Consider the following 19290-nt stretch of genomic DNA (forward strand, 5'->3'; position numbering starts at 1 on the left):
CTCGCGCGGCCCGCCGGTCCGTGGCGGCCTTGCGTCGGCATGCGCGGCGCGGTGTCGCGACCGTTCACATGCAAAAAAGGCGCGTGCCCCGCAACGGGAGCGACGCGCCAAGCCTGGTACAACAAACGGGAAGCCGCGCGACGGCGGCCGATCGGCGCCGATGCTCAGCGCACGAGAAAACCGTAGGTCAGCGGATCGCGCTCGTCGACGATCCAGTTCGCGAACCCGCAGATATGCGCGCTGCCCTCCACTTCCGGGATCACGGCCGGGATGTCGCCGACCGTCGTCTCGCGCAGCACGCGCCCCTTGAAGATCGTGCCGACGATCGATTCGTTGACGAGCGTGTCGCCGGCCGCGAGCAACCCGCGCTGGTACAGCTGCGCGACGCGCCCGCCGGTGCCGGAGCCGGTCGGCGAGCGGTCGACCTCGCGATCCGCGAACACGCAGCAGTTCGCCTGCGTCGAGCCCGGATGGCGCGGCGCGTTCGCGATGATCGTGCCGTAGATATGGTTGATTTCCGGAATCTCCGGATGCACGACCGGGTACTTCGCGTTCGCGGCAGCCTTCACTTCCGCGCCGAAGCGAATCAGCCTTTCCACCGCCGCTTCGCGCACCGGCAGGTCGAACGGCGCGCCGTCGACGTAGAAGTAGAACGCGCCGCCATACGCGATGTCGCCGGTCACGGTGCCGAACGACGGCGTGTCGACCGACACGTCGCGCCGCCAGATGAACGACGGCACGTTGACGAAGCGCACGGGCCCCGCATGCTCGCCGTCCCACTTGACGAAGGCCTCGATGAAGCCGCACGGCGCGTCGATGCCGACCCGCGTTTCCGGCGCCGTGCGCTGTACCCAGCCGAGTTCGACCGCGGCGGTCGACAGCGCGATCACGCCGTGCCCGCAATGGTCGCTGTAGCCTTCGTTGTGCACGAAGATCACGCCGAAATCGGCGTTCGGCGACACGGGCTCGGTCAGGTAGCCGCCGTACATGTCGGCGTGGCCGCGCGGTTCGAACATCAACGCGCGGCGAATCTCGTCGGCGTTCTCCTTGAGCCATGCGCGGCGCTGGACGATCGTGTCGCCCGGCAGACGCGGCAGCCCGCTCGTGACGATGCGGAACGCTTCGCCGCCCGTATGGACTTCGACGGTGGAAAGGGATCGGGAAATTTTCATGGTCGATCGAATGCGTTGAAACGAAGGACGGCGGCCAGGCCGCCGTCCGATGGCAGATTGGCCGGTTACTTCGCGTACGGCTCGGGCAGGCCGTTGCGGATCACGTAGACGGTCGTCGGCGCACCCTTCAGGTCGCCGTTCGCGTCGAACGAATAGGTGCCCGCGACGCCCGCATGGTTCGACTTCGCGAGTTGCGCGATCAGCTTCGCCTTGTCGGTGGTCGTGCCGGCCTTGACCATCGCGTCGGCGAGCAGCTTCGCGCCGTCGTAGTAGTTGACGCCGTAGACCTGCGGATCCGTGTGATAGGTGTCGTGGTACTTCTTCAGGAATTCGCGCCCGGCCGGCGTCTTCTCGAGCGCGACGCCGCCCTGCGCGCAGTAGACGATCGACGCCGCTTCGCCCGCGACCTTGCCCATGTCGGCCGAGCAGATGCCGTCGCCGCCGAGCAGCTTCGCGCGCAGCCCGCGCTGCTTCATCTGCTTGGCCATCGGCGCGCCCTGCGCCGCATAGCCGCCGAAGAAGATCACGTCGGGGTTGCTGGCCTTGATCTTGGTGAGAATGCCGAGGAAATCGGTAGCCGACGAGCTCGTGAATTCCTGGTCGACGATCTTGATGCCGTTCGCTTTCGCGACGTTCATGAACTGCTCGGCGACGCCCTGCCCGTACGCGGTGCGATCGTCGATGACGGCCGCGGTTTTCGCGTTCAGCGTCTTCGCAGCGAACGTGCCCATCGTGCCGCCGAGCTGTTCGTCGCTCGCGCCGATCCGGAAGATGTTCTTGAAGCCCTGCTTCGTGAGCGCCGGATTCGACGCCACCGGCAGCATCGGCACGCCGGCATTCGAGTACACGCGTGACGCCGGGATCGCGACGCCCGAGTTGTACGGGCCGAGCACGGCGACGACGCCCTTGTCGACGAGGTTCTGCGCGACCTGCACGCCGGCCTTGGGGTCGGCCTGGTCGTCGTCCGAAATCAGCTTGAAGGTGACGGTCTTGCCGGCAACCTTCACGCCGGCCTTGTTGAGTTCGTCGATGGCAAGGCGCGCGCCGTTTTCATTGTCCTTGCCGTTCGCGGCCTGCGGGCCCGTCAGCGGCGCCGAATGACCGATCATCACGACTTCCTGCGCGTGCGCGGAAGTCAGCGCGCCGGCGGCAACGGCCACCGAGAGCGCGGTAACGAGGTGTCGCATGATGTCTCCTGATTGGTTTTGTGTGAAACCAATGTAGGACACGCGTGGTCACATCGCAAGCAATTTCAAAATAATTTTCGCGATTCTGGTCATAATTCAGACCAGAACGAGGCCACACCGATCACTTCGGCGCGATGTCGCGCCGCACGCGGCGGATATGCTGCTCGACGTAGAACGCGGCCGCATCGGCGTCGCCGGACACGATCGCCTCGTAGATCAGCCGGTGTTCGGACACGTAGAGCCGGATCCGACCCGCATCGTAGATGCCGTCGTCCTTCAGCCGCTTCCATAACGGCTGGTCCATCGTCTTCGCGACCTCGTCCGCGATCTTCACGATCAGCGGGTCGCCGGTCATCAGCGCGAGTTGCCGGTGGAACAGTCGGTCGCTCTCGTTCCACAGCGCGCGCTGGTGCGGATCGTCGACGTCGGTGATGGTTTCCATCTGCGCGAGATAGCGCTCGGCGCCCGGGTCGGTGCGGCCATGCGACGCCGCGAGGCGCGCGATCGCGGGTTCCAGGATCAGCCGCACGTCGAGCGTCGACGTCGGGCTGAAGTCGGCCTCGGACGCCGCGCGCATGTCGCCGCGCTCCGCGAGCACGTCGAGCGGCGACGCGACGACATAGGTGCCGGAATTGCGCTTCGTGAACACGAGCCCTTCATTCTGCAGCGCGCCGAGCGCCTCGCGCACGGCCGGCCGGCCGACCTGGAACAGCACCGCGAGCTCGCGCTCGGACGGCAGCCGCGAATCGGCCGCGTAGCGCCCCGCGCGAATCTCGTCGCGAATCTTCTCGGCAACCTGCTCGTAGATCTGCAGCGGCCTGAAACCGCCTTCGAGTGATTCGGGACGCGCGGACATCATCGTATGGCTCCTGCCCGGTCGAGGGCGTGGACTTGGAATGGGTTCGCACTATACCGGAGCGGCGCGGGCATCGAGACCACGGCGACCCTTCTGGACAGATATTAGAACCAAAACTGCCCCTTTGCTTCATTTCCCGGGTTGCAGATGTGGCTGAAAGTGGTATAGATTCGATCCACGCTGCCCTGTATCACGGTACCCGGCAGCCCCTTGGCGGGCGCGTCATGCGCCCGTCGCCCACGCTCACCGACGCCTGCGACGTACACGATGACCGCCCTTTCCCGGATTCCCGTTTTCGATGCGGCCGACACGGCCGCGCTGCTCGACTACCCGGCGCTGCTCGCCACGCTCAGGCAAGCCGTCGCCGAGTATGCGGCGGGCGAGATCGTCAGCCCCGAGCGCCTGGTCGTGCCGCTGCAGGCCGGCGGCGTGATGCTGTCGATGCCGTCGAGCGCGCGTGACCTTGCCACCCACAAGCTCGTGAACGTATGCCCCGGCAACGGCGCGCGCGGGCTGCCGACGATCCTCGGCCAGGTGACCGCGTACGACGCGACCACCGGCGAGATGCGCTTCGCGCTCGACGGCCCGACGGTCACCGGACGCCGCACGGCGGCCGTCACCGCGCTCGGCATCGACGCGCTGCATGGCGCCGCGCCGCGCGACATCCTGCTGATCGGCACCGGCAAGCAGTCGGCCAATCATGCGGAAGCGCTCGCGGCGATCTTTCCCGATGCGCGCCTTCACGTGCGCGGTACCCGCGCCGACAGCGCGGCCGCCTTCTGCGCCGCGCACCGCGCGCAAGCGCCGCGGCTCGCACCGCTCGACGGCGACGCGATTCCCGATGCGATCGACGTCGTCGTCACGCTGACGACGAGCCGCACGCCCGTCTACCGCGACGCCGCGCGCGAAGGCCGGCTCGTGGTCGGCGTCGGCGCGTTCACCGCGGATGCGGCCGAGATCGACGCGAACACGGTGCGTGGCAGCCGGCTCGTCGTCGACGATCCGGCCGGCGCGCGCCACGAGGCCGGCGACCTGATCGTCGCGCAGGTCGACTGGCAGCAGGTCGCGTCGCTCGCCGACGTGCTGAGCGGCGCATTCGCCCTCGGCGGACCGCTGCTGTTCAAGAGCGTCGGCTGCGCCGCGTGGGATCTCGCCGCGTGCCGTACCGCACGCGATGCGCTGGACGCGCGCCAGGCCGGCTGACCCGGCAGCAAAGCCCGCCGGCCGCGGGTGCGCCGCCGGTGCGGCATCGCAACATCCGGAGCGCGCCGGTACTTTCCCGTACGCGTTGTAGGAAACGCCCTACAACACGTCGAAGCGGCCTACACCAACTTCCAATTCGGCCGATTTCATTTTTGGCGGCGCAACACGATACTGCCGGCATGAATGCCAGCCTGTCACCCGCCCCGCTCAGGGTGTTTCTCGTCGATCACGCCGTTGCCGTCCGGCAGCGGATCGCGCTGCTCGTCGGCGCGATCCGCGGCGTCGCCGTCGTGGGCGAGGCGGAAGACGGCCAGGACGCGTGGACGCAGATCCGCAGCAGCCGGGCGGACGTGGTGATCGTCGACCTGCGGCTCGCGGACGGCAGCGGCCTCGACCTGATCGGGATGCTGTCGAAGGCCACACCGCGCATCGTCACGATCGTGCTGACGAATCATTCGGCACCGGCATTCAGAGAGGCATGCGCGACGGCCGGAGCCGACTACTTCTTCGACAAGACCGTCGAATTCGACGCCGCGTGCCGTGTCATCGAATCCCTGGTGCACGCTCGCGTGCACCACCCCTGACGAGCCGGAGTGACTCATGTCCACAGCCACCGCCTGCGCCGCCGACGTACCTATCGCGCCCCGCCCGACGATTCCGCTTCGAGCGGTGACGCGCGCCGACGCCACCAAACATCCCGCCGCGCGCTGCTCGGTCTGCGCGATGCGTTCGATGTGCCTGCCGCCGCACCTGACGGCCGCCGAATACGGCCGTCTCGACGCGATCATCTGCACGACCCGGCACGTTCGCCAGGGCGATGCGCTGTTCCGCACCGACGATCCGTTCCAGAGCATCTATGCGGTGCGCGCGGGTTCGTTCAAGACGGTGATGATGCATCGCGACGGCCGCGAACACGTGACGGGCTTCCAGATCGCCGGTGAAACGCTCGGGATGGACGGTATCGGCGGCGGCCAGCACTGCTGCGACGCGATCGCGCTGGAAGACAGCGTCGTGTGCATCATCCCGTTCGGCGCACTCGAAGCGGCGTGCCGCGAGATCAAGCCGATGCAGCATTTCCTCTACCAGATGCTGAGCAGCGAAATCGTGCGCGAATCGAGCCAGATGCTGCTGCTCGGCACGATGTCGGCCGAACAGCGCGTTGCGCATTTCCTGCTGAACCTGTCGTCGCGCTTCGAGGCGCGCGGTTATTCCGCGACCGAATTCAACCTGCGGATGACGCGCGAGGAAATCGGTTGTTATCTCGGAATGAAGCTCGAAACGGTCAGCCGGATGTTCTCGCGGTTCCATCGCGATGCGGTGGTCGAAACGCGCGGCAAGCGCGTACGCATCATCGACGCGCAGGCGCTCGCGCGGGTCTGATACGGGGCTGATACGGGGCTGATACGGGTCTGATCAGGTCTGAAGTACGCGCAAGGATCGTCCGCGCGGCGTCATGCGTCGCGCCGTGCGTCACCGAGCCGTGCCATCGGTTGCGGCATCGCTCAGCCTGGCCCTTTCACCACCGGCCTGCCACGCGATCAGCACCTGTTCGGCCTGACCGAACGCGCGGCGCAGCGCGTCGTCCACGTCGTCGCCGATGCACGGCGGCAGCGGCCTGAGCGCCGCATCGTGCGAGACCAGGTCGAGCCGTACGTCGTATGTGCGCGCGCCGTCGGCCGCCACGCGCGATTCGATTGCAAGGTGGCATCCGCCGATCAGTGCGCGAAACCGTTCGAGCCGCACCAGTTGTGCGCCGGCTTCGGCTTCGACCGCGGCGGAACCCGTGAATCCGAGGCAGGCGATCTGCATGCCCACACCCATGTTGTTTCTCCTGACTCCTGACGGCGCCGCCCGCTCGTCGACCCGCCTTGCATGCGCCGCCCGCACCGAAAGGCGGCGGCACGCGGTTTCCGTGGCATGCGCGGATTCTTCGATCGCTGGCCTGCCGATAGGGACCGCCCGCGCCTCCATCGGCGCGGGACCGTTCATACGTTGAAGACCTGCGACGTCTTCATCTCGATCCACGTCATGCCGGCCCGCAGCCCTTCGATCATTGCCTCGCGCTCGGTCGGATAGGCGTGGCTGTGCTCGAACGTGTGATGAAAGCGCGCGGCGCCGGCGCCGTGCTCGACCGACACGCGGCAGCGGAATTCGCCCGATTCGCACGGGCGCGTCTCGACTTCGACCGACCAGTCGCGTTCGTGAATGTTGCCCTGCAGTGTCATGCGCCCTCCTGCTGTGTCAGTCGCCGAGCCGGAAATGGCCGCTGTGCAGCAGCACCGGCCGGCCGCCGATTTCTTCGAGCATCCGTCGTGCCATCGCCTCGATCGCCGAACGGTGCGCGTCGAATGCGGCCAGCAGGTCGCGTTCGAGCAGCGACGGCGCGCCGAAATGGTCTTCCAGTGCCTCGGCCGTGACCGCGCACTGCACGCAACGTCCGTCGACCAGCGCCGAAAACGCGACGACCAGGTCGCGCGCGCAATATTCGGGCGGCTCGGGCGGGAAGGCAATCTGCATCTGTCCGCCAGTCATTGTCGTGATCGCTCCATGACGAGAGCATAGTGGCGCGCGCGGCCGCGCACTTGACCCACGTCAACCGGTTCGCCGCACCGCACGATCGCGATACGGCTTCGTGCCGCCGCGTCAGCCCGCGTCGGGCTCGATCGCCGCGCCGCGCGCCGCGAGCAGCTCGCGCAGCACGCTGCGGTGGCAATGGCGCTCGTCGTCGCAGTAACAGCCGATCGAGAACGCGGTGGTCGCCGACAGCGCCGCCAGCAGGTCCAGCACCTTCGCCGGATCGCCATGCGCCATCTCCGCGCGGAAGTGGCGCTTGAACGCGTTCCATTCGGCGTCCGTTTCGGCCGCCTGCGCCTGCGCGACGAGTTCGGGGCTCGGCGACAACGTCGGCAACCATACATCATAGTAGTTGCGCGACGCGAATTCCGCCTTCGGCACGCCGCGCGGCGGCCGCCGCACCGTCCCGATCCGCAGGCCCTCGCCGGCCGCGCGCGGCGTGCCGAGCTGGATGATCCGGATGCCCATGTCGCTCCTCTGTCCTGTGTCCGATTCCGTGATCGTACCGCCGAGACTGCGCGTGCGTCAGCCGGGCAGCATACATAGCGACCGCGCAACAAAAAACCGGCTGCCTCCGCGACGGGAGACAGCCGGTTCGGCCAGCCGCGTTGCGCGCCGGGCGCGCGACGCTCAGACGCCGCTCTTCAGCACCTTGCCGATTGCGTCGGCGACGATGCCGACGTTCGAGTCGTTCAGGCCCGCGACGCACATCCGCCCCGAACGCAGGATGTACACGCCGTGCACTTCGCGCAGCGCGTCGACCTGCGATTCGGTCAGCCCCGTGTACGTGAACATCCCGCGCTGCTTCACGTAGCGCGTGAGCGCTTCGCCGCTGACGTGGTCGCGCAGGCCGTCGTGAATCGACTGGCGCATCCGCGCGATGCGGCGGCACATCGCCGACAGCTCCTCTTCCCACTGCTTGCGCAGCGCCGGCGTGCCGAGCACGGCCGCGACGACCTTCGCGCCGTAGGTTTGCGGGTTGCTGTAGTTCGAGCGCACGGCGCCGGCCAGCTGGCCGAGCACGCGGTCGGCCGCGGCCGCATCCTCGCAGACGACGCTCAGGCCGCCCACGCGCTCGCCGTACAGCGAGAAGTTCTTCGAGAACGAGTTCGCGACCAGCGCCGGCACGCCGCGGCGGGCCAGCTCGCGCACCGCGAATGCGTCCGCGTCGAGGCCCGCGCCGAAGCCCTGGTACGCCATGTCGACGAACGGCAGCAGGCCGCGCGCCTCGATCACGTCGATCAGCTTTTCCCACTGGCCTTCGTCGAGGTCGACGCCGGTCGGGTTATGGCAGCACGCGTGCAGCAGCACGATGCTGCGCGCCGGCAGCGCGTCGATCGCCGCGAGCATCGCGTCGAACTTCAGGCCGCCGGTCGCCTCATCGTAGTACGGATACGTGTTCACCGTGAAGCCGGCGCGCTCGAAGATGAAGCGGTGGTTTTCCCAGCTCGGATCGCTGAGCCACACCTGCGCGTCCGGGAAGTAGCGCTTCAGGAAATCGGCGCCCACCTTCAGCGCACCCGAACCGCCGAGCGTCTGCAGGGTCGCGATGCGCCCGGCCACGCGGGCCGGGTGATCGGCGCCGAACACGAGCGCCTGCACGGCGTCGCGATACGCGGCCAGGCCGACCATCGGCAGGTACGGCTTCGGGCCGCTCTCGCGCTGCAGCGCGGTTTCGGCTTCACGCACGGCACCCATCACCGGAATCCGGCCTTCGGCATCGAAGTAGATGCCGATGCTCAGGTTGACCTTCTGGTCGCGCGGATCTTTCTGGAAGTTCTCGTTGAGCGTCAGGATCGGGTCGCCCGGGTACGCGTCGATGTGTTCGAACATGGCTTGAGTCGGTCTCGTTTGGAAGAATGGTCGGTCGTGGCCTGCGTCAGCGTGCGGACGCGCTGTCGCGCATCGCATAGCCTGCATTCTTCTGACGGAAGCGATACCCGATCGCAAGCACCGCGAGCCATACCGGGATCAGGTACACCGACAGGCGGAGATCCGGCGTCAGGTACATCACGACGAGAATGCCGGCCATGAATGCCAGGCACAGGTAATTCGTGAAAGGATAGCCCAGACTGCGGAAGGAAGTCTTCTCCCCGGCTGCGCGCTTGGCCTGGCGGAACTTCAGGTGGATCAGGCTGATCATCGCCCAGTTGATGATCAGCGCCGACACGACGAGGCCCATCAGCACCTCGAACGCCTTGCCCGGCATGAAGTAGTTGACCAGCACGCACAGGCCGGTCGCGAGCGCCGACGCGCCGAGCGCGGCGAGCGGAATGCCGCGCTTGTTCACCGAGCACAGCACCTTCGGCGCATTGCCCTGCTGCGCAAGGCCGAACAGCATCCGGCTGTTGCAGTACACGCCGCTGTTGTAGACCGACAGCGCGGCCGTCAGCACGACGACGTTCAGCACATTCGCGACCAGGTTGCTGCTCAGCGCGTGGAAAATCAGCACGAACGGGCTGCCGCCGCTGACGACCTTCTCCCACGGATACAGCGACAGCAGCACGGCGAGCGCGCCGATGTAGAAAATCAGGATGCGGTAGATGACCTGGTTGGTCGCGCGCGGGATGCTGCGCTTCGGATCGTCGGCCTCGGCCGCCGTGATGCCGACGAGCTCGAGCCCGCCGAACGAGAACATGATCGCCGCCATCGACATCACGAGGCCCGACACGCCGTTCGGGAAGAAGCCGCCGTGCTGCCACAGGTTCCGGACGCTGGCTTCCGGCCCGGCATTCCCGCTCGCGAGCAGCCAGCCGCCGAAGCCGATCATCCCGACGATCGCCGCGACCTTGATGATCGAGAACCAGAATTCCGTCTCGCCGTACGACTTCACGCTGGTCAGGTTGATCAGGTTGATCACGACGAAGAACACGAGCGCCGATACCCAGGTCGGCACGCCCGGCCACCAGTACTGCACGTAGATCCCGACGGCCGACAGTTCGGCCATGCTGACGAGGATGTACAGCACCCAGTAGTTCCAGCCGGACAGGAAGCCGGTGAAGTGGCCGAAATACTTGTTGGCGAAGTAGCTGAACGAACCTGCGACAGGCTCGTCGACGACCATCTCGCCGAGCTGGCGCATGATGAAGAACGCAACGATGCCGGCTACCGCATAGCCGAGCAGCACGGACGGGCCGGCCATCTTGATCGTCTGCGCGATGCCGAGGAACAGCCCCGTGCCGAGCGCGCCGCCGAGCGCAATCAGCTGGATGTGCCGGTTCTTCAGCCCACGCTTCAGGCCGTCGCTCTCGTTTCCAGAAACCATGTCTTCTCCACTTTGTCCGCCTCCGCCGGAAGCGGTGCGGCGCGCCTCGGTGTGCCGGGCGCTGTTTTTGCTGTGCCGGCGGCCGTTCGTGGAGCCGCCGGGTTGGGGACTGCAATCTTCGCGTGGCGACGCCCGATTCGCGTCGGCGTGCCCGCCAGACCGGCCGCCGACTGTCGCCCACACCGCATTGCTGCGGCCGCACACGAAAATCCGGCGTCAGTTTAGCGTCGCGACGGCGAAATCGGGTTGCGTAACCCGTTCATGCAAACCCTACATTATGAGATAAAATTGCATCCAGGAGACAAATGAGGAAATAAAAATGCCTGAACCGGTTATCGACCGCATCGATCGCCACTTGCTTTCGATCCTGCAGGAGAACGGCCGAGCGTCGAACCTCGATCTGGCGAAGGCCGTCGGCCTGTCGCCCGCGCAGACATTGCGGCGTCACCGGCGGCTGGAAGAGATCGGCGCGATCCGCCGCTACGAAACCCGGCTCTGTCCCGACACGCTCGGCTTCGGCGTCACAGCGTTCGTGCACGTGACGATGGAGCGCGGGCATATCCGCGACCTGTCGAAGTTCCAGAAACTCGTGTCCGATCTCGCGCAGATCCAGGAATGTTTCTCGGTGACGGGCGACATCGACTACGTGCTGAAGGTCGTCGCACACGATCTGAAGGGGCTGTCGCAGTTCCTGCTCGAAACGCTGATGCGGATTCCAGGCGTGAGCGGCGTGCATTCGAGCGTGTGCCTCGACGAGATCAAGTGCACGAGTGCGATGCCGGTGGAAAGCTGATTTACGAGGGCAAACGCCCTGCACGTTCGGCAGCCGCCTTCACCGCACCGCCTCGAACGCACTGATCAGCAACGCACCTGCCGCGATCACCAAGCAACCGGCCGCACGGCGCGGCGTCAGCCGCTCGCCGAGATACACGCGCGCGATCAGCGCCGCGAACACCACGCTCGTTTCGCGCAGCGCCGACACCGGGCCCATCGGCGCGCGATCCATCGCCCAGATCACGATGCCGTACGCGAGCGCAGCGAACACGCCGCCGCACGCAGCCTTCGCCGTTTCGCCGACATCCTGCGTCAGCCGCAGCGGCCCCGCGCGCAGCCGGTAGTACGCGGCCATCATCGCGCCCGTCAACACGAACATCCACGCGGTATAGCCGACCGTGCTGCCGCTTTCCCGCACGCCGATCCCGTCGACCACGCTATAGGCCGCGATCGACACGCCGGTCGCAAACGCGGTCGGCAGCACCTGCGTCATCCGGTGCTTCGCGCCGCGCCCGCCCTCCAGCCCGATCGCCAGGATGCCCGCGCAGATCAGCACGAGCCCGCCTTGCGCGGCGGCGTCCAGGCGCTCGCCCGCGAACGCCGCCGCGCCGAGCGTGACGAGCAGCGGCGCGGTGCCGCGCGCGACCGGGTAGGCGACGGTCAGGTCGTCGTGCTCGTAGGCGCGCACCAGCAGCAGCGTATAGACGACGTGGATCACGGCCGATGCGACGACGCAGAGCCAGCTCACGGGCGTGATCGGCGCGGCGGCCGGCAGGAACAGCAGCGCGAACAGCCCGATCGCGATCTGCAGCACCGTGGCCGACCGCAGCCGGTCGCCGCTGCTGCGGACGAGCGCATTCCATGACGCGTGCAGGAACGCCGCACACAGGACGGCAAACAGAACCGGGATCGGCACGCTGAATTCTCGGTAACGGTCGGCAACATGAAATCGTCGCCGCGGGGCATCCATCGTATGAATCCGTCATCCGATTGTCAAAAACCCGGCGCGCGCCGCCTCTCGCCTGAACCGGCTGACCGCGCCCTTTCGCCCGCCCCGCGCGGCCTGCGCGGCAGCGGCCCCGCGCGCCGCGAAACGGGCTCCCAAAGTTGCACGCGATCCGCCCCTTTCCGTTCTCTTTCGCGCCGCGTTGCGCCGTAATGGAATCGATACCACAGCGCAACCCTCGCGAAACCGCTCCGTCCCCACATCTTCATACGGGACTGTTCCAATGCGCGTGCTCTCTTGCGAGCTCCGCGCCGAACCGACACGGCGACGGGGCCGCTCTCCACCATCGAAGACCTTACCTGGAGTTGCCCGATGTTCCGTCAAGCCTTGCTCGTCACCGCCTGCGCAGCCGCAGCGCTTGCGCTGTTCGCCTGCGGCGGCAGCGACGATCCGACGTCGACGCCCGCGGTGTCGTCGCAGGATGCGCTGCAGACCGCCACGCCGATCAAGCACGTGGTCGTGATCTACGGTGAAAACATCTCGTTCGACCACTACTTCGGCACCTACCCGAACGCGACGAACCCGTCGGGCGAACCGGCGTTCACCGCGAAGGCCGGCACGCCGACGCCGAACGGCCTGACGGGCACGCTGCTCACCGCGAACCCGAACTTCACGAACACGGCCAACGGCACCGACGCGGCGAACCCGTTCCGCCTCGACCGCACGCAGGCCGCGACCGCCGACCAGAACCACGCGTACACGGCCGAGCAGCTGGCCGAGGACAACGGCCTCGCCGACCTGTTCCCGAAGTACACCGGCAAGGGCTCGTCCGGCGGCGCCGGCGCGTTCGGCACGAAGGGCCAGGTGATGGGCTACTTCGACGGCAACACCGTGACGGCGCTGTGGAACTACGCGCAGCGCTTCGCGATGAGCGACAACACATACACGACGGTCTATGGCCCGTCGACGCCGGGCGCGCTGAACGTCGTGTCGGGGCAGACCAACGGGATGCAGATCGTGAAGACGTCGAAGCAGCCTTCGACGCTCGCCGCCACCTCGTACTACATCAATGACGGCCAGGGCGGCTTCACGATGATCAACGACGTCGACCCCGGCAACGACGTGTGCTCGAGCACGACCGACCAGGCCTTGATGAGCGGCAAGAACATCGGCGACCTGCTGAACGGCGCGAAGATCACGTGGGGCGGCTTCATGGGCGGCTTCAACCTGTCGACGACCAACGGCAACGGCACGACGGGCTGCAGCCGCAGCACGGTCGCCACCGCCGTGAACGCCGCGACAGCCGACTACATCCCGCACCACAACTGGTTCCAGTACTACGCGTCGACGTCGAACCCGCAGCACACGCGCCCGAGCTCGATCGCCGCGATCGGTTCGAGCGTCCAGACCGATGGCAAGACGGCCGAACCCGCGAACCACCAGTACGACACGGACGATTTCTTCGCGGCCGTGAAGGCCGGCAACTTCCCGTCGGTCAGCTACCTGAAGGCGCCGGCCGCGCAGGATGCGCACGCAGGCTATTCGGATCCGCTCGACGAGCAGGCGTTCGTGACGAAGGTCGTCAACTTCCTGCAGCAGCAGCCGGACTGGCAGAACACGGCCGTGATCGTCACGTATGACGACTCGGACGGCTGGTACGACCACGTGTACACGGCGCCGACGCGTGCGTCGTCCGACCCGGTCGACCAGCTCAACGGCAGCGGCAAGTGCGGCACGGGCGGCACCACCGGCGTGAACGGCGCGACCGTGAACGGCCGCTGCGGCCCGGGCGTGCGGATTCCGCTGATCGTGATCTCGCCGTATGCGAAGCAGAACTACGTCGACCACACGATGCTCGACCAGTCGTCCGTCGTGCGCTTCATCGAAGACAACTGGCTCGGCGGCCAGCGCATCGGCGGCGGTTCGTTCGATGCGACGGCGGGCGACCTGCGCAGCCTGTTCGACTTCACGTCGAAGCCGAACACGACGCCGCTGTACCTCGACCCGACGCTCGGCACGGCATTGAGCGCGGCTCCGGCGATCTGACCGGCATCGGTTGACCGCAGGCCGGCGCATCACGCGCCGGCCGTTTCCATTTAACACGCCGCTTCGCGCGGCGCCTGATTTCCGACCGACAGCATGACAGCTCGCCCCGCGTTCCCGTCTCCCGACGCCTCCGGCACCCCCGCGCCGCGTTCCCCTTCCCGCCTGCTGCGCCGCGCGGCGTTCGTGCTCGGCACGGCCGTGCTCGGTTATGGCGCGTTCGCGATCGCGTTCCCCGCGCAGGTGCCCGCGGCGATCGGCACCGTCGTCGCCGCCTGGACGGGCGCGAATCCGCATCCGGTCGTGCTGCAGCGGCCCGCCGCGCAGCCGCTATCGGCGGTCGCGCAGCTCGGGCGCGCGCTGTTCGTCGATCCGTCGCTGTCCGCGTCGGGCAAGCAGTCGTGCGCGTCGTGCCACAGCCCCGATCATGCGTATGGCCCGCCGAACGCGCTCGACGTGCAGCCGGGCGGCCTCGCGATGACGCAGCACGGGTATCGCCCGCCGCCGTCGCTGATGTACCTGTACCGCCAACCGAACTTCAGCATCGGCCCCGATGCCGGTGAAAACGACGCCGCACCGAGTGTCGCGCAGCAGGCCGCGTCGGCGGCCGGGGTCGTCAAGGCGCAGAAGGTGGCCGGCACGTCGGCCGCGCCGCAGCTCGTGCCGCAGGGCGGGATGTTCTGGGACGGCCGCGCCGATACGCTGCAGCAGCAGGCGTTCGGCCCGCTGCTGAATCCGGTCGAGATGGCGAACGCGAGCATCGACGACGTCGCGCACAAGCTCGCGCAGTCGTCGCACCGCGCGCAGCTCGAGCAGCTGTTCGGCGCGCGCGTGTTCGACAGCCCGCAGCTCGCGGTGTCGGAGGCGATGTTCGCGATCGCGCGGTATCAGGTCGAGGATCCGTCGTTCCATCCGTACAACAGCAAGTACGATCGCTGGCTCGAAGGCCGTGCGCGCCTGTCGCAGGCCGAACTGCGCGGGCTGCGCCTGTTCAACGATCCGGACAAGGCGAATTGCGCGGGCTGCCACCTGTCGAAGCCCGGCAAGGACGGACTGCCGCCGATGTTTACCGACTACCAGTACGAGGCGCTCGGCGCGCCGCGCAACAAGCAGCTTGCGCAGAACCGCAACCCGGCGTTCTACGACCTCGGCGTGTGCGGGCCGTTCCGCGACGACCTGAAGGACCAGACGCAGTATTGCGGGATGTTCCTCACGCCGACGCTGCGCAACTCGGCGACGCGCCAGGTGTTCTTCCACAACGGCGTGTTCCACACGCTCGACCAGGTGATGGCGTTCTACAACGAGCGCAGCATCTCGCCGCAGAAGTTCTATTCGCGCGGCGCGGACGGCAAGGTCGACGAGTACGACGATATTCCGCCGAAGTATCGCGCGAACGTCGACGTGACCGATGCGCCGTTCGATCGCAAGCCGGGCGACAAACCCGCGATGACGGCGCAGGATATCAAGGATATCGAAGCGTTTCTCGGCACGTTGAACGACGAGCCGGTGAAACAGTGAGCGCCGGTTGACCGCCGCGCCGCGTCAGCGGCGCACGCGGATGCACGGGAAGGCCGGCGCCAACGAGAACACGAGCGGTGTACCCGGCCGTGCGACGCGCCGGAATTCGCGCGGCGTCGGCGCGGGATCGCGATCCGCGTCCGCGCCTCGTCAGGAAAGGCTGTCGAGCAGCCGATACCAGGCCACCCCGGCCGCGATATAGAAGCGCTGCAGCCCGTGAAACGGAATTGACCGGATCGCCGTGGCCCGGAACGGCAGCGGCAGTTGCGCATCGCCCGACAGGTGCGCGGCCAGGTGCTTGCCGAGCGTCGTCGCCATCGCGATGCCGCGGCCGTTGTAGCCGAGCGCGATCGTCACGCCCGGCGCGGGCTCGTGCACGTGCGGCATGAAATCCGCGGTGATCGCGACGCGCCCCGCCCAGCGGTATTCGAACCGGACGCCCTTCAGTTGCGGATACAGCAGCGTCGTCGCGCGCTCGAGATGGCGCCAGTCGCTCGTCGCGCGCGGTTCCGCGAACGGGCCGCGGCCGCCCATCAGCAGACGGCCGGCCGCGTCGCGACGGAAGTACAGCAGCAGGCGCCGCGCATCCGATGCGACCTCGCCGCCGGCGAGAATGTCGCGGCCGAGCTCCGGCGCGAGCGGCTGCGTCGCGACGATGAAACTGTTCGCGGCGATCACCGACTGGCGCAAGCCGGGCCACAGCCCGTCCGTGTAGCCGTTGGTCGCGATCACGACACGATCCGCCGTCAGTGTCGCGCCGCTGGCCGTCGCGATCCGCCAGCGGCCGTCGGCACGCGTCAGCCCGACGGCGCGCGTCAGCCCGTGCACGACTACCCCGCTCGCCTGCGCAGCGCGCACGAGGCCGCGCGTATAGCTGAGCGGCTGCACGCTGCCTGCGCGGCGATCGATCCAGCCGCCCGCGTAGGCATGTGTGCCGAGCCGTCGCGCGACGTCGTCGCGGCCCAGCACTTCGACCGGTGCGCCGCGCGCGGCCCACTGCTGCGCGCGGCGCGCGACCGTATCGAGCATCGCGGCGGTCGGCGCCGGCTGGATCCAGCCGTCGCGACGCGCATCGCAGTCGATCGCGTGCCGCGCGATCAGGTCGAACACCGTATCTGCCGCGCCACCGACCACGCCGGCAAGCTGCTCGCCGGCCTCGTCGCCGAACCGGCGGACCAGTTCGTCGGGGTCGTATTTCAGCCCGGGAATCACTTGCCCGCCGTTGCGGCCCGACGCACCCCAGCCCGGCTGCGCGCCGTCGATCACGCACACGTTCGCACCGCGTTCGGCCAGGTGGAGCGCGGTCGACAGACCCGTGAAGCCGGCGCCGACGATCGCGACGTCGCACGACGCGGACGCCTCGAGCGCGGGGGTGTCGGGCGCCGGCGCGGCCGTCGCCGCCCACAGCGAATCCGGCCACCGGGAGTCGGACCATGCGGGTACCGGTTTCCTGTCGCTCATGTTCGATCCGGGTTGGCGGCGCCGTCCGACGCCAGCAGGCGCCGCAGGAATTCCTGCGTGCGGGGATGCTTCGGCTGCGTGAGCACGTCGCGCGCGGGCCCGCTTTCGCAGATGGTGCCGTCGTGCAGGAAGCACACACGGTCGGCCACCTCGCGCGCGAACCCCATCTCGTGCGTGACGACCACCATGGTCATCCCGTCGCGCGCGAGCCCGCGCATCACGCCGAGCACTTCGCCGACGAGTTCGGGGTCGAGCGCCGACGTCGGCTCGTCGAACAGGATCGCCTGCGGCTCCATCGCGAGCGCGCGTGCGATCGCGACGCGCTGCTGCTGGCCGCCCGACAGCTCGGACGGGTACGCATTCATCCGGTGCGCGAGCCCGACCTTGTCGAGCAGCGCACGGGCCTGCTCGCGCGCTTGCGCGGCCGGCACCCGCCGCACATGCACGGGGCCTTCCATCACGTTCTCGAGCGCCGTGCGGTGCGAGAACAGGTTGAAGCGCTGGAACACCATGCCGACCCGCATCCGCAGCTCGTGGATACGCTTCGAATGCGCATCGACCTTCACCCCGTCGATCGTGATCGAGCCTTCGTCGTAGGTCTCGAAGCCGTTGATACAGCGCAGCACGGTCGATTTGCCCGAGCCGGACGGCCCGATCAGGCATACGACTTCGCCCTGCTGCACGTCGAGACTCACGCCCTTCAGCACGGCGTGCTGATGGAAACGCTTGTGTATCGAATCGATCCGGATCATGCGCCTCTCCTCAGCGCGAGCCGCTTGCCGAGCCGGTTCACGCCGAACATCAGCGGCAGGCCGAGCGCGAGATACAGCAGCGCGACGAGCGTATAGACGCTCATGTTCTGGAACGTCGACGACGCGATCAACTGGCCGGCGCGCGTGATCTCCGCGACCGTGATCGTCGACGCGACCGACGAATCCTTCAGCAGCATCACGAGCGTGTTGCCGTACGGCGGCAGCGCGATGCGGAACGCCTGCGGCAGCACCACGCGCCGCATGATCATCGGCCCGCGCATGCCGATCGCGTGCGCGGCCTCGATCTGGCCGCGGTCGATCGCCTCGATGCCGGCGCGGAAGTTTTCCGCCTGGTAGGCCGAGTACGCGATGCCGAGGCCGAGCACGCCGGCCTGGAACGCCGACAGTTGCACGCCGAGATCGGGCAGCACGAAGTACATGTAGAACAGCTGCACGATGATCGGCAGCCCGCGGATCACGTTGACGATCGTGCTGCCGGCCGTCGCCACGGCGCGGTTGTGCGACACCTTCAGCAACGCAAGGATCAGCCCGAGCACCGAGCTGAGCACGAACGCGCATGCCGTGATCTCGATCGTGACCACTGCCCCCTTCAACAGGATCGGCAGGAAATCGATCGCGTTCTGAAAAAACATGAGGTCTCCTATGCGATGGCCGAACGGCGCGCCGCAATGGGTGCCCGCAAGGCGCGGGCGATACCGGTCTGGAATCGGGAGCCGGCGCTCAGCTCATGTGCCACTTCTGCAGGATCTGCTGCAGCGTGCCGTCGACTTTCATCTTGCGGATCGCGCCGTTGAGCTGCTCGAGCGTCGCGGTATCGCCCTTGCGCACGATGAAGCAGACCTGCCCCTTCACGACGCTCTGGTATTCGGGCACGAGCCGCACCTCGCGGTTGACGCCGTGTTCGATCTGGTACGCGACGATCGGCTGGTCGGCGAAGCCGGCCTTGATGCGCCCGAGCGCGACGTCGCGCATGATGTCGGCGATCGAATCGTAGGTCCGGACTTCCTTGAAGATGCCCTTCTTGTTGAGCGCGTCGACGAACGCCGTACCGACCTGCGCGCCGACCACCTGCCCCTTGAAATCGTCCATCGACGTATAGCGGCCCGGGTCGTCCGCCTTCACGATCAGGCCTTCGCCGAACGAATAGACCGTGTCGGAGAAATCGACGACCTGCTGGCGCGCCGGCGTCTTCAGCATCGCGGCCGAGATGATGTCGATCTTCTGCGTGGTGAGCGACGGAATGAGCGCCGAGAACACGGTCTGCTGCACATCGACGCGAAAACCGGCCGATTTCCCGGCCGCGGTGATCGCGTCGACCATCATCCCCTGGATCGAATTGCTCTTGACGTCGAGAAACGTGAACGGCACGCCGGTGGCCGTCGCGCCGACCTTCAGCGTCGGCTCGGCCGCGGCGGCGCCCGCCGATGCCGCGGAAATGGCGATACAGGTGGCGAAACCGGCGGCCAGTGCGCCGAACCGCTTGATGAACGAAACCATGGTGTCTCCTTCTCGAATAAG

20 protein-coding genes and 1 pseudogene are annotated in these 19290 nt (G+C 67.6%); 6 read left to right on the plus strand and 15 right to left on the minus strand.

Going from position 1 to position 19290, the window contains the following annotated elements; all coding sequences use genetic code 11:
* Positions 1–164: 164 nt before the first annotated feature.
* The 3 genes from lhpH to ABD05_RS28715 form a co-directional block, all read right to left on the minus strand.
* Positions 165–1172 (minus strand): trans-3-hydroxy-L-proline dehydratase, encoded by a 1008-nt coding sequence (gene lhpH, locus ABD05_RS28705; protein WP_047903319.1) that lies wholly within the window; start codon positions 1170–1172, stop codon positions 165–167.
* Positions 1173–1237: 65 nt separating this feature from the next.
* The gene (locus ABD05_RS28710; RefSeq protein WP_047903320.1) at positions 1238–2359 is read right to left on the minus strand and encodes a branched-chain amino acid ABC transporter substrate-binding protein; all 1122 of its coding nucleotides are present in this window, start codon (positions 2357–2359) and stop codon (positions 1238–1240) included.
* A 121-nt stretch (positions 2360–2480) separates the two neighbouring features.
* Positions 2481–3218 carry a FadR/GntR family transcriptional regulator gene (locus ABD05_RS28715; RefSeq protein ID WP_047903321.1) on the minus strand — a complete coding sequence of 246 codons (738 nt, stop codon included), beginning with the start codon at positions 3216–3218 and terminating at the stop codon, positions 2481–2483.
* 264 nt (positions 3219–3482) lie between these two features.
* On the opposite strand from ABD05_RS28715, the gene lhpI reads away from it, so the two are divergent.
* The 3 genes from lhpI (at position 3483) to ABD05_RS28730 (ending at position 5798) form a co-directional block, all read left to right on the plus strand.
* The gene (gene lhpI / locus ABD05_RS28720) at positions 3483–4418 is read left to right on the plus strand and encodes a bifunctional Delta(1)-pyrroline-2-carboxylate/Delta(1)-piperideine-2-carboxylate reductase (protein ID WP_047903322.1); all 936 of its coding nucleotides are present in this window, start codon (positions 3483–3485) and stop codon (positions 4416–4418) included.
* 179 nt (positions 4419–4597) lie between these two features.
* Positions 4598–5002 (plus strand): response regulator, encoded by a 405-nt coding sequence (locus ABD05_RS28725; RefSeq protein ID WP_047903323.1) that lies wholly within the window; start codon positions 4598–4600, stop codon positions 5000–5002.
* 16 nt (positions 5003–5018) lie between these two features.
* On the plus strand, positions 5019–5798 hold the full coding sequence (locus ABD05_RS28730) for a helix-turn-helix domain-containing protein (protein WP_047903324.1): 780 nt from the start codon (positions 5019–5021) through the stop codon (positions 5796–5798).
* Positions 5799–5888: 90 nt separating this feature from the next.
* On the opposite strand, the gene ABD05_RS28735 is transcribed toward ABD05_RS28730, so the two are convergent.
* The 6 genes from ABD05_RS28735 to ABD05_RS28760 all read right to left on the minus strand — a co-directional run bounded on the left by ABD05_RS28735 (position 5889) and on the right by ABD05_RS28760 (position 10257).
* The gene (locus ABD05_RS28735) at positions 5889–6239 is read right to left on the minus strand and encodes a hypothetical protein (protein WP_047903325.1); all 351 of its coding nucleotides are present in this window, start codon (positions 6237–6239) and stop codon (positions 5889–5891) included.
* Between the two features lie 164 nt (positions 6240–6403).
* Positions 6404–6643, minus strand: coding sequence for a hypothetical protein (locus ABD05_RS28740; RefSeq protein WP_034191426.1), 240 nt, complete (start codon positions 6641–6643; stop codon positions 6404–6406).
* 16 nt (positions 6644–6659) lie between these two features.
* Entirely contained in the window at positions 6660–6950 is a 291-nt protein-coding gene (locus tag ABD05_RS28745) for a DUF1488 family protein (RefSeq protein ID WP_039367343.1), read from the minus strand.
* Positions 6951–7061: 111 nt separating this feature from the next.
* The gene (locus ABD05_RS28750; RefSeq protein ID WP_047903326.1) at positions 7062–7460 is read right to left on the minus strand and encodes a DUF488 domain-containing protein; all 399 of its coding nucleotides are present in this window, start codon (positions 7458–7460) and stop codon (positions 7062–7064) included.
* 162 nt (positions 7461–7622) lie between these two features.
* Complete coding sequence (locus ABD05_RS28755; RefSeq protein WP_047903327.1) at positions 7623–8825, minus strand: amino acid aminotransferase; 1203 nt, start codon at positions 8823–8825, stop codon at positions 7623–7625.
* Positions 8826–8871: 46 nt separating this feature from the next.
* Positions 8872–10257: an amino acid permease gene (locus ABD05_RS28760; RefSeq protein ID WP_047903328.1), complete on the minus strand. Its 1386-nt coding sequence runs from the start codon at positions 10255–10257 to the stop codon at positions 8872–8874.
* A gap of 319 nt (positions 10258–10576) precedes the next feature.
* On the opposite strand from ABD05_RS28760, the gene ABD05_RS28765 reads away from it, so the two are divergent.
* On the plus strand, positions 10577–11050 hold the full coding sequence (locus ABD05_RS28765) for an Lrp/AsnC family transcriptional regulator (RefSeq protein WP_047903329.1): 474 nt from the start codon (positions 10577–10579) through the stop codon (positions 11048–11050).
* A gap of 39 nt (positions 11051–11089) precedes the next feature.
* Here the strand turns inward: ABD05_RS28765 and ABD05_RS28770 are convergent, their stop codons facing one another.
* On the minus strand, positions 11090–12001 hold the full coding sequence (locus ABD05_RS28770) for an EamA family transporter (RefSeq protein ID WP_082146250.1): 912 nt from the start codon (positions 11999–12001) through the stop codon (positions 11090–11092).
* Between the two features lie 348 nt (positions 12002–12349).
* Here ABD05_RS28770 and ABD05_RS28775 point away from each other — a divergent pair, with 348 nt between their 5' ends.
* Positions 12350–14023, plus strand: coding sequence for a phospholipase C (locus ABD05_RS28775; RefSeq protein WP_047903331.1), 1674 nt, complete (start codon positions 12350–12352; stop codon positions 14021–14023).
* 93 nt (positions 14024–14116) lie between these two features.
* On the plus strand, positions 14117–15538 hold the full coding sequence (locus tag ABD05_RS28780) for a cytochrome-c peroxidase (RefSeq protein ID WP_047903332.1): 1422 nt from the start codon (positions 14117–14119) through the stop codon (positions 15536–15538).
* Between the two features lie 57 nt (positions 15539–15595).
* Here the strand turns inward: ABD05_RS28780 and ABD05_RS39565 are convergent.
* The 5 genes and pseudogenes from ABD05_RS39565 to ABD05_RS28800 form a co-directional block, all read right to left on the minus strand.
* Positions 15596–15679 (minus strand): annotated as a pseudogene (locus tag ABD05_RS39565) (SAM-dependent methyltransferase); the annotation flags it as partial.
* A gap of 9 nt (positions 15680–15688) precedes the next feature.
* The gene (locus ABD05_RS28785; protein WP_047903333.1) at positions 15689–16999 is read right to left on the minus strand and encodes an NAD(P)/FAD-dependent oxidoreductase; all 1311 of its coding nucleotides are present in this window, start codon (positions 16997–16999) and stop codon (positions 15689–15691) included.
* Entirely contained in the window at positions 16996–17751 is a 756-nt protein-coding gene (locus ABD05_RS28790) for an amino acid ABC transporter ATP-binding protein (protein ID WP_047903334.1), read from the minus strand. Before ABD05_RS28790 ends, ABD05_RS28785 begins: the two co-directional genes overlap by 4 nt.
* Positions 17748–18404, minus strand: a complete 657-nt coding sequence (locus ABD05_RS28795) for an amino acid ABC transporter permease (RefSeq protein ID WP_047903335.1) — start codon at positions 18402–18404, stop codon at positions 17748–17750. Before ABD05_RS28795 ends, ABD05_RS28790 begins: the two co-directional genes overlap by 4 nt.
* Positions 18405–18492: 88 nt before the next feature.
* Positions 18493–19269: an ABC transporter substrate-binding protein gene (locus ABD05_RS28800; RefSeq protein WP_047903336.1), complete on the minus strand. Its 777-nt coding sequence runs from the start codon at positions 19267–19269 to the stop codon at positions 18493–18495.
* Between the last annotated feature and the right edge of the window lie 21 nt (positions 19270–19290).

Origin of the sequence: Burkholderia pyrrocinia, from assembly GCF_001028665.1 — a bacterium.
In the GTDB taxonomy this organism is placed as follows: domain Bacteria; phylum Pseudomonadota; class Gammaproteobacteria; order Burkholderiales; family Burkholderiaceae; genus Burkholderia; species Burkholderia pyrrocinia.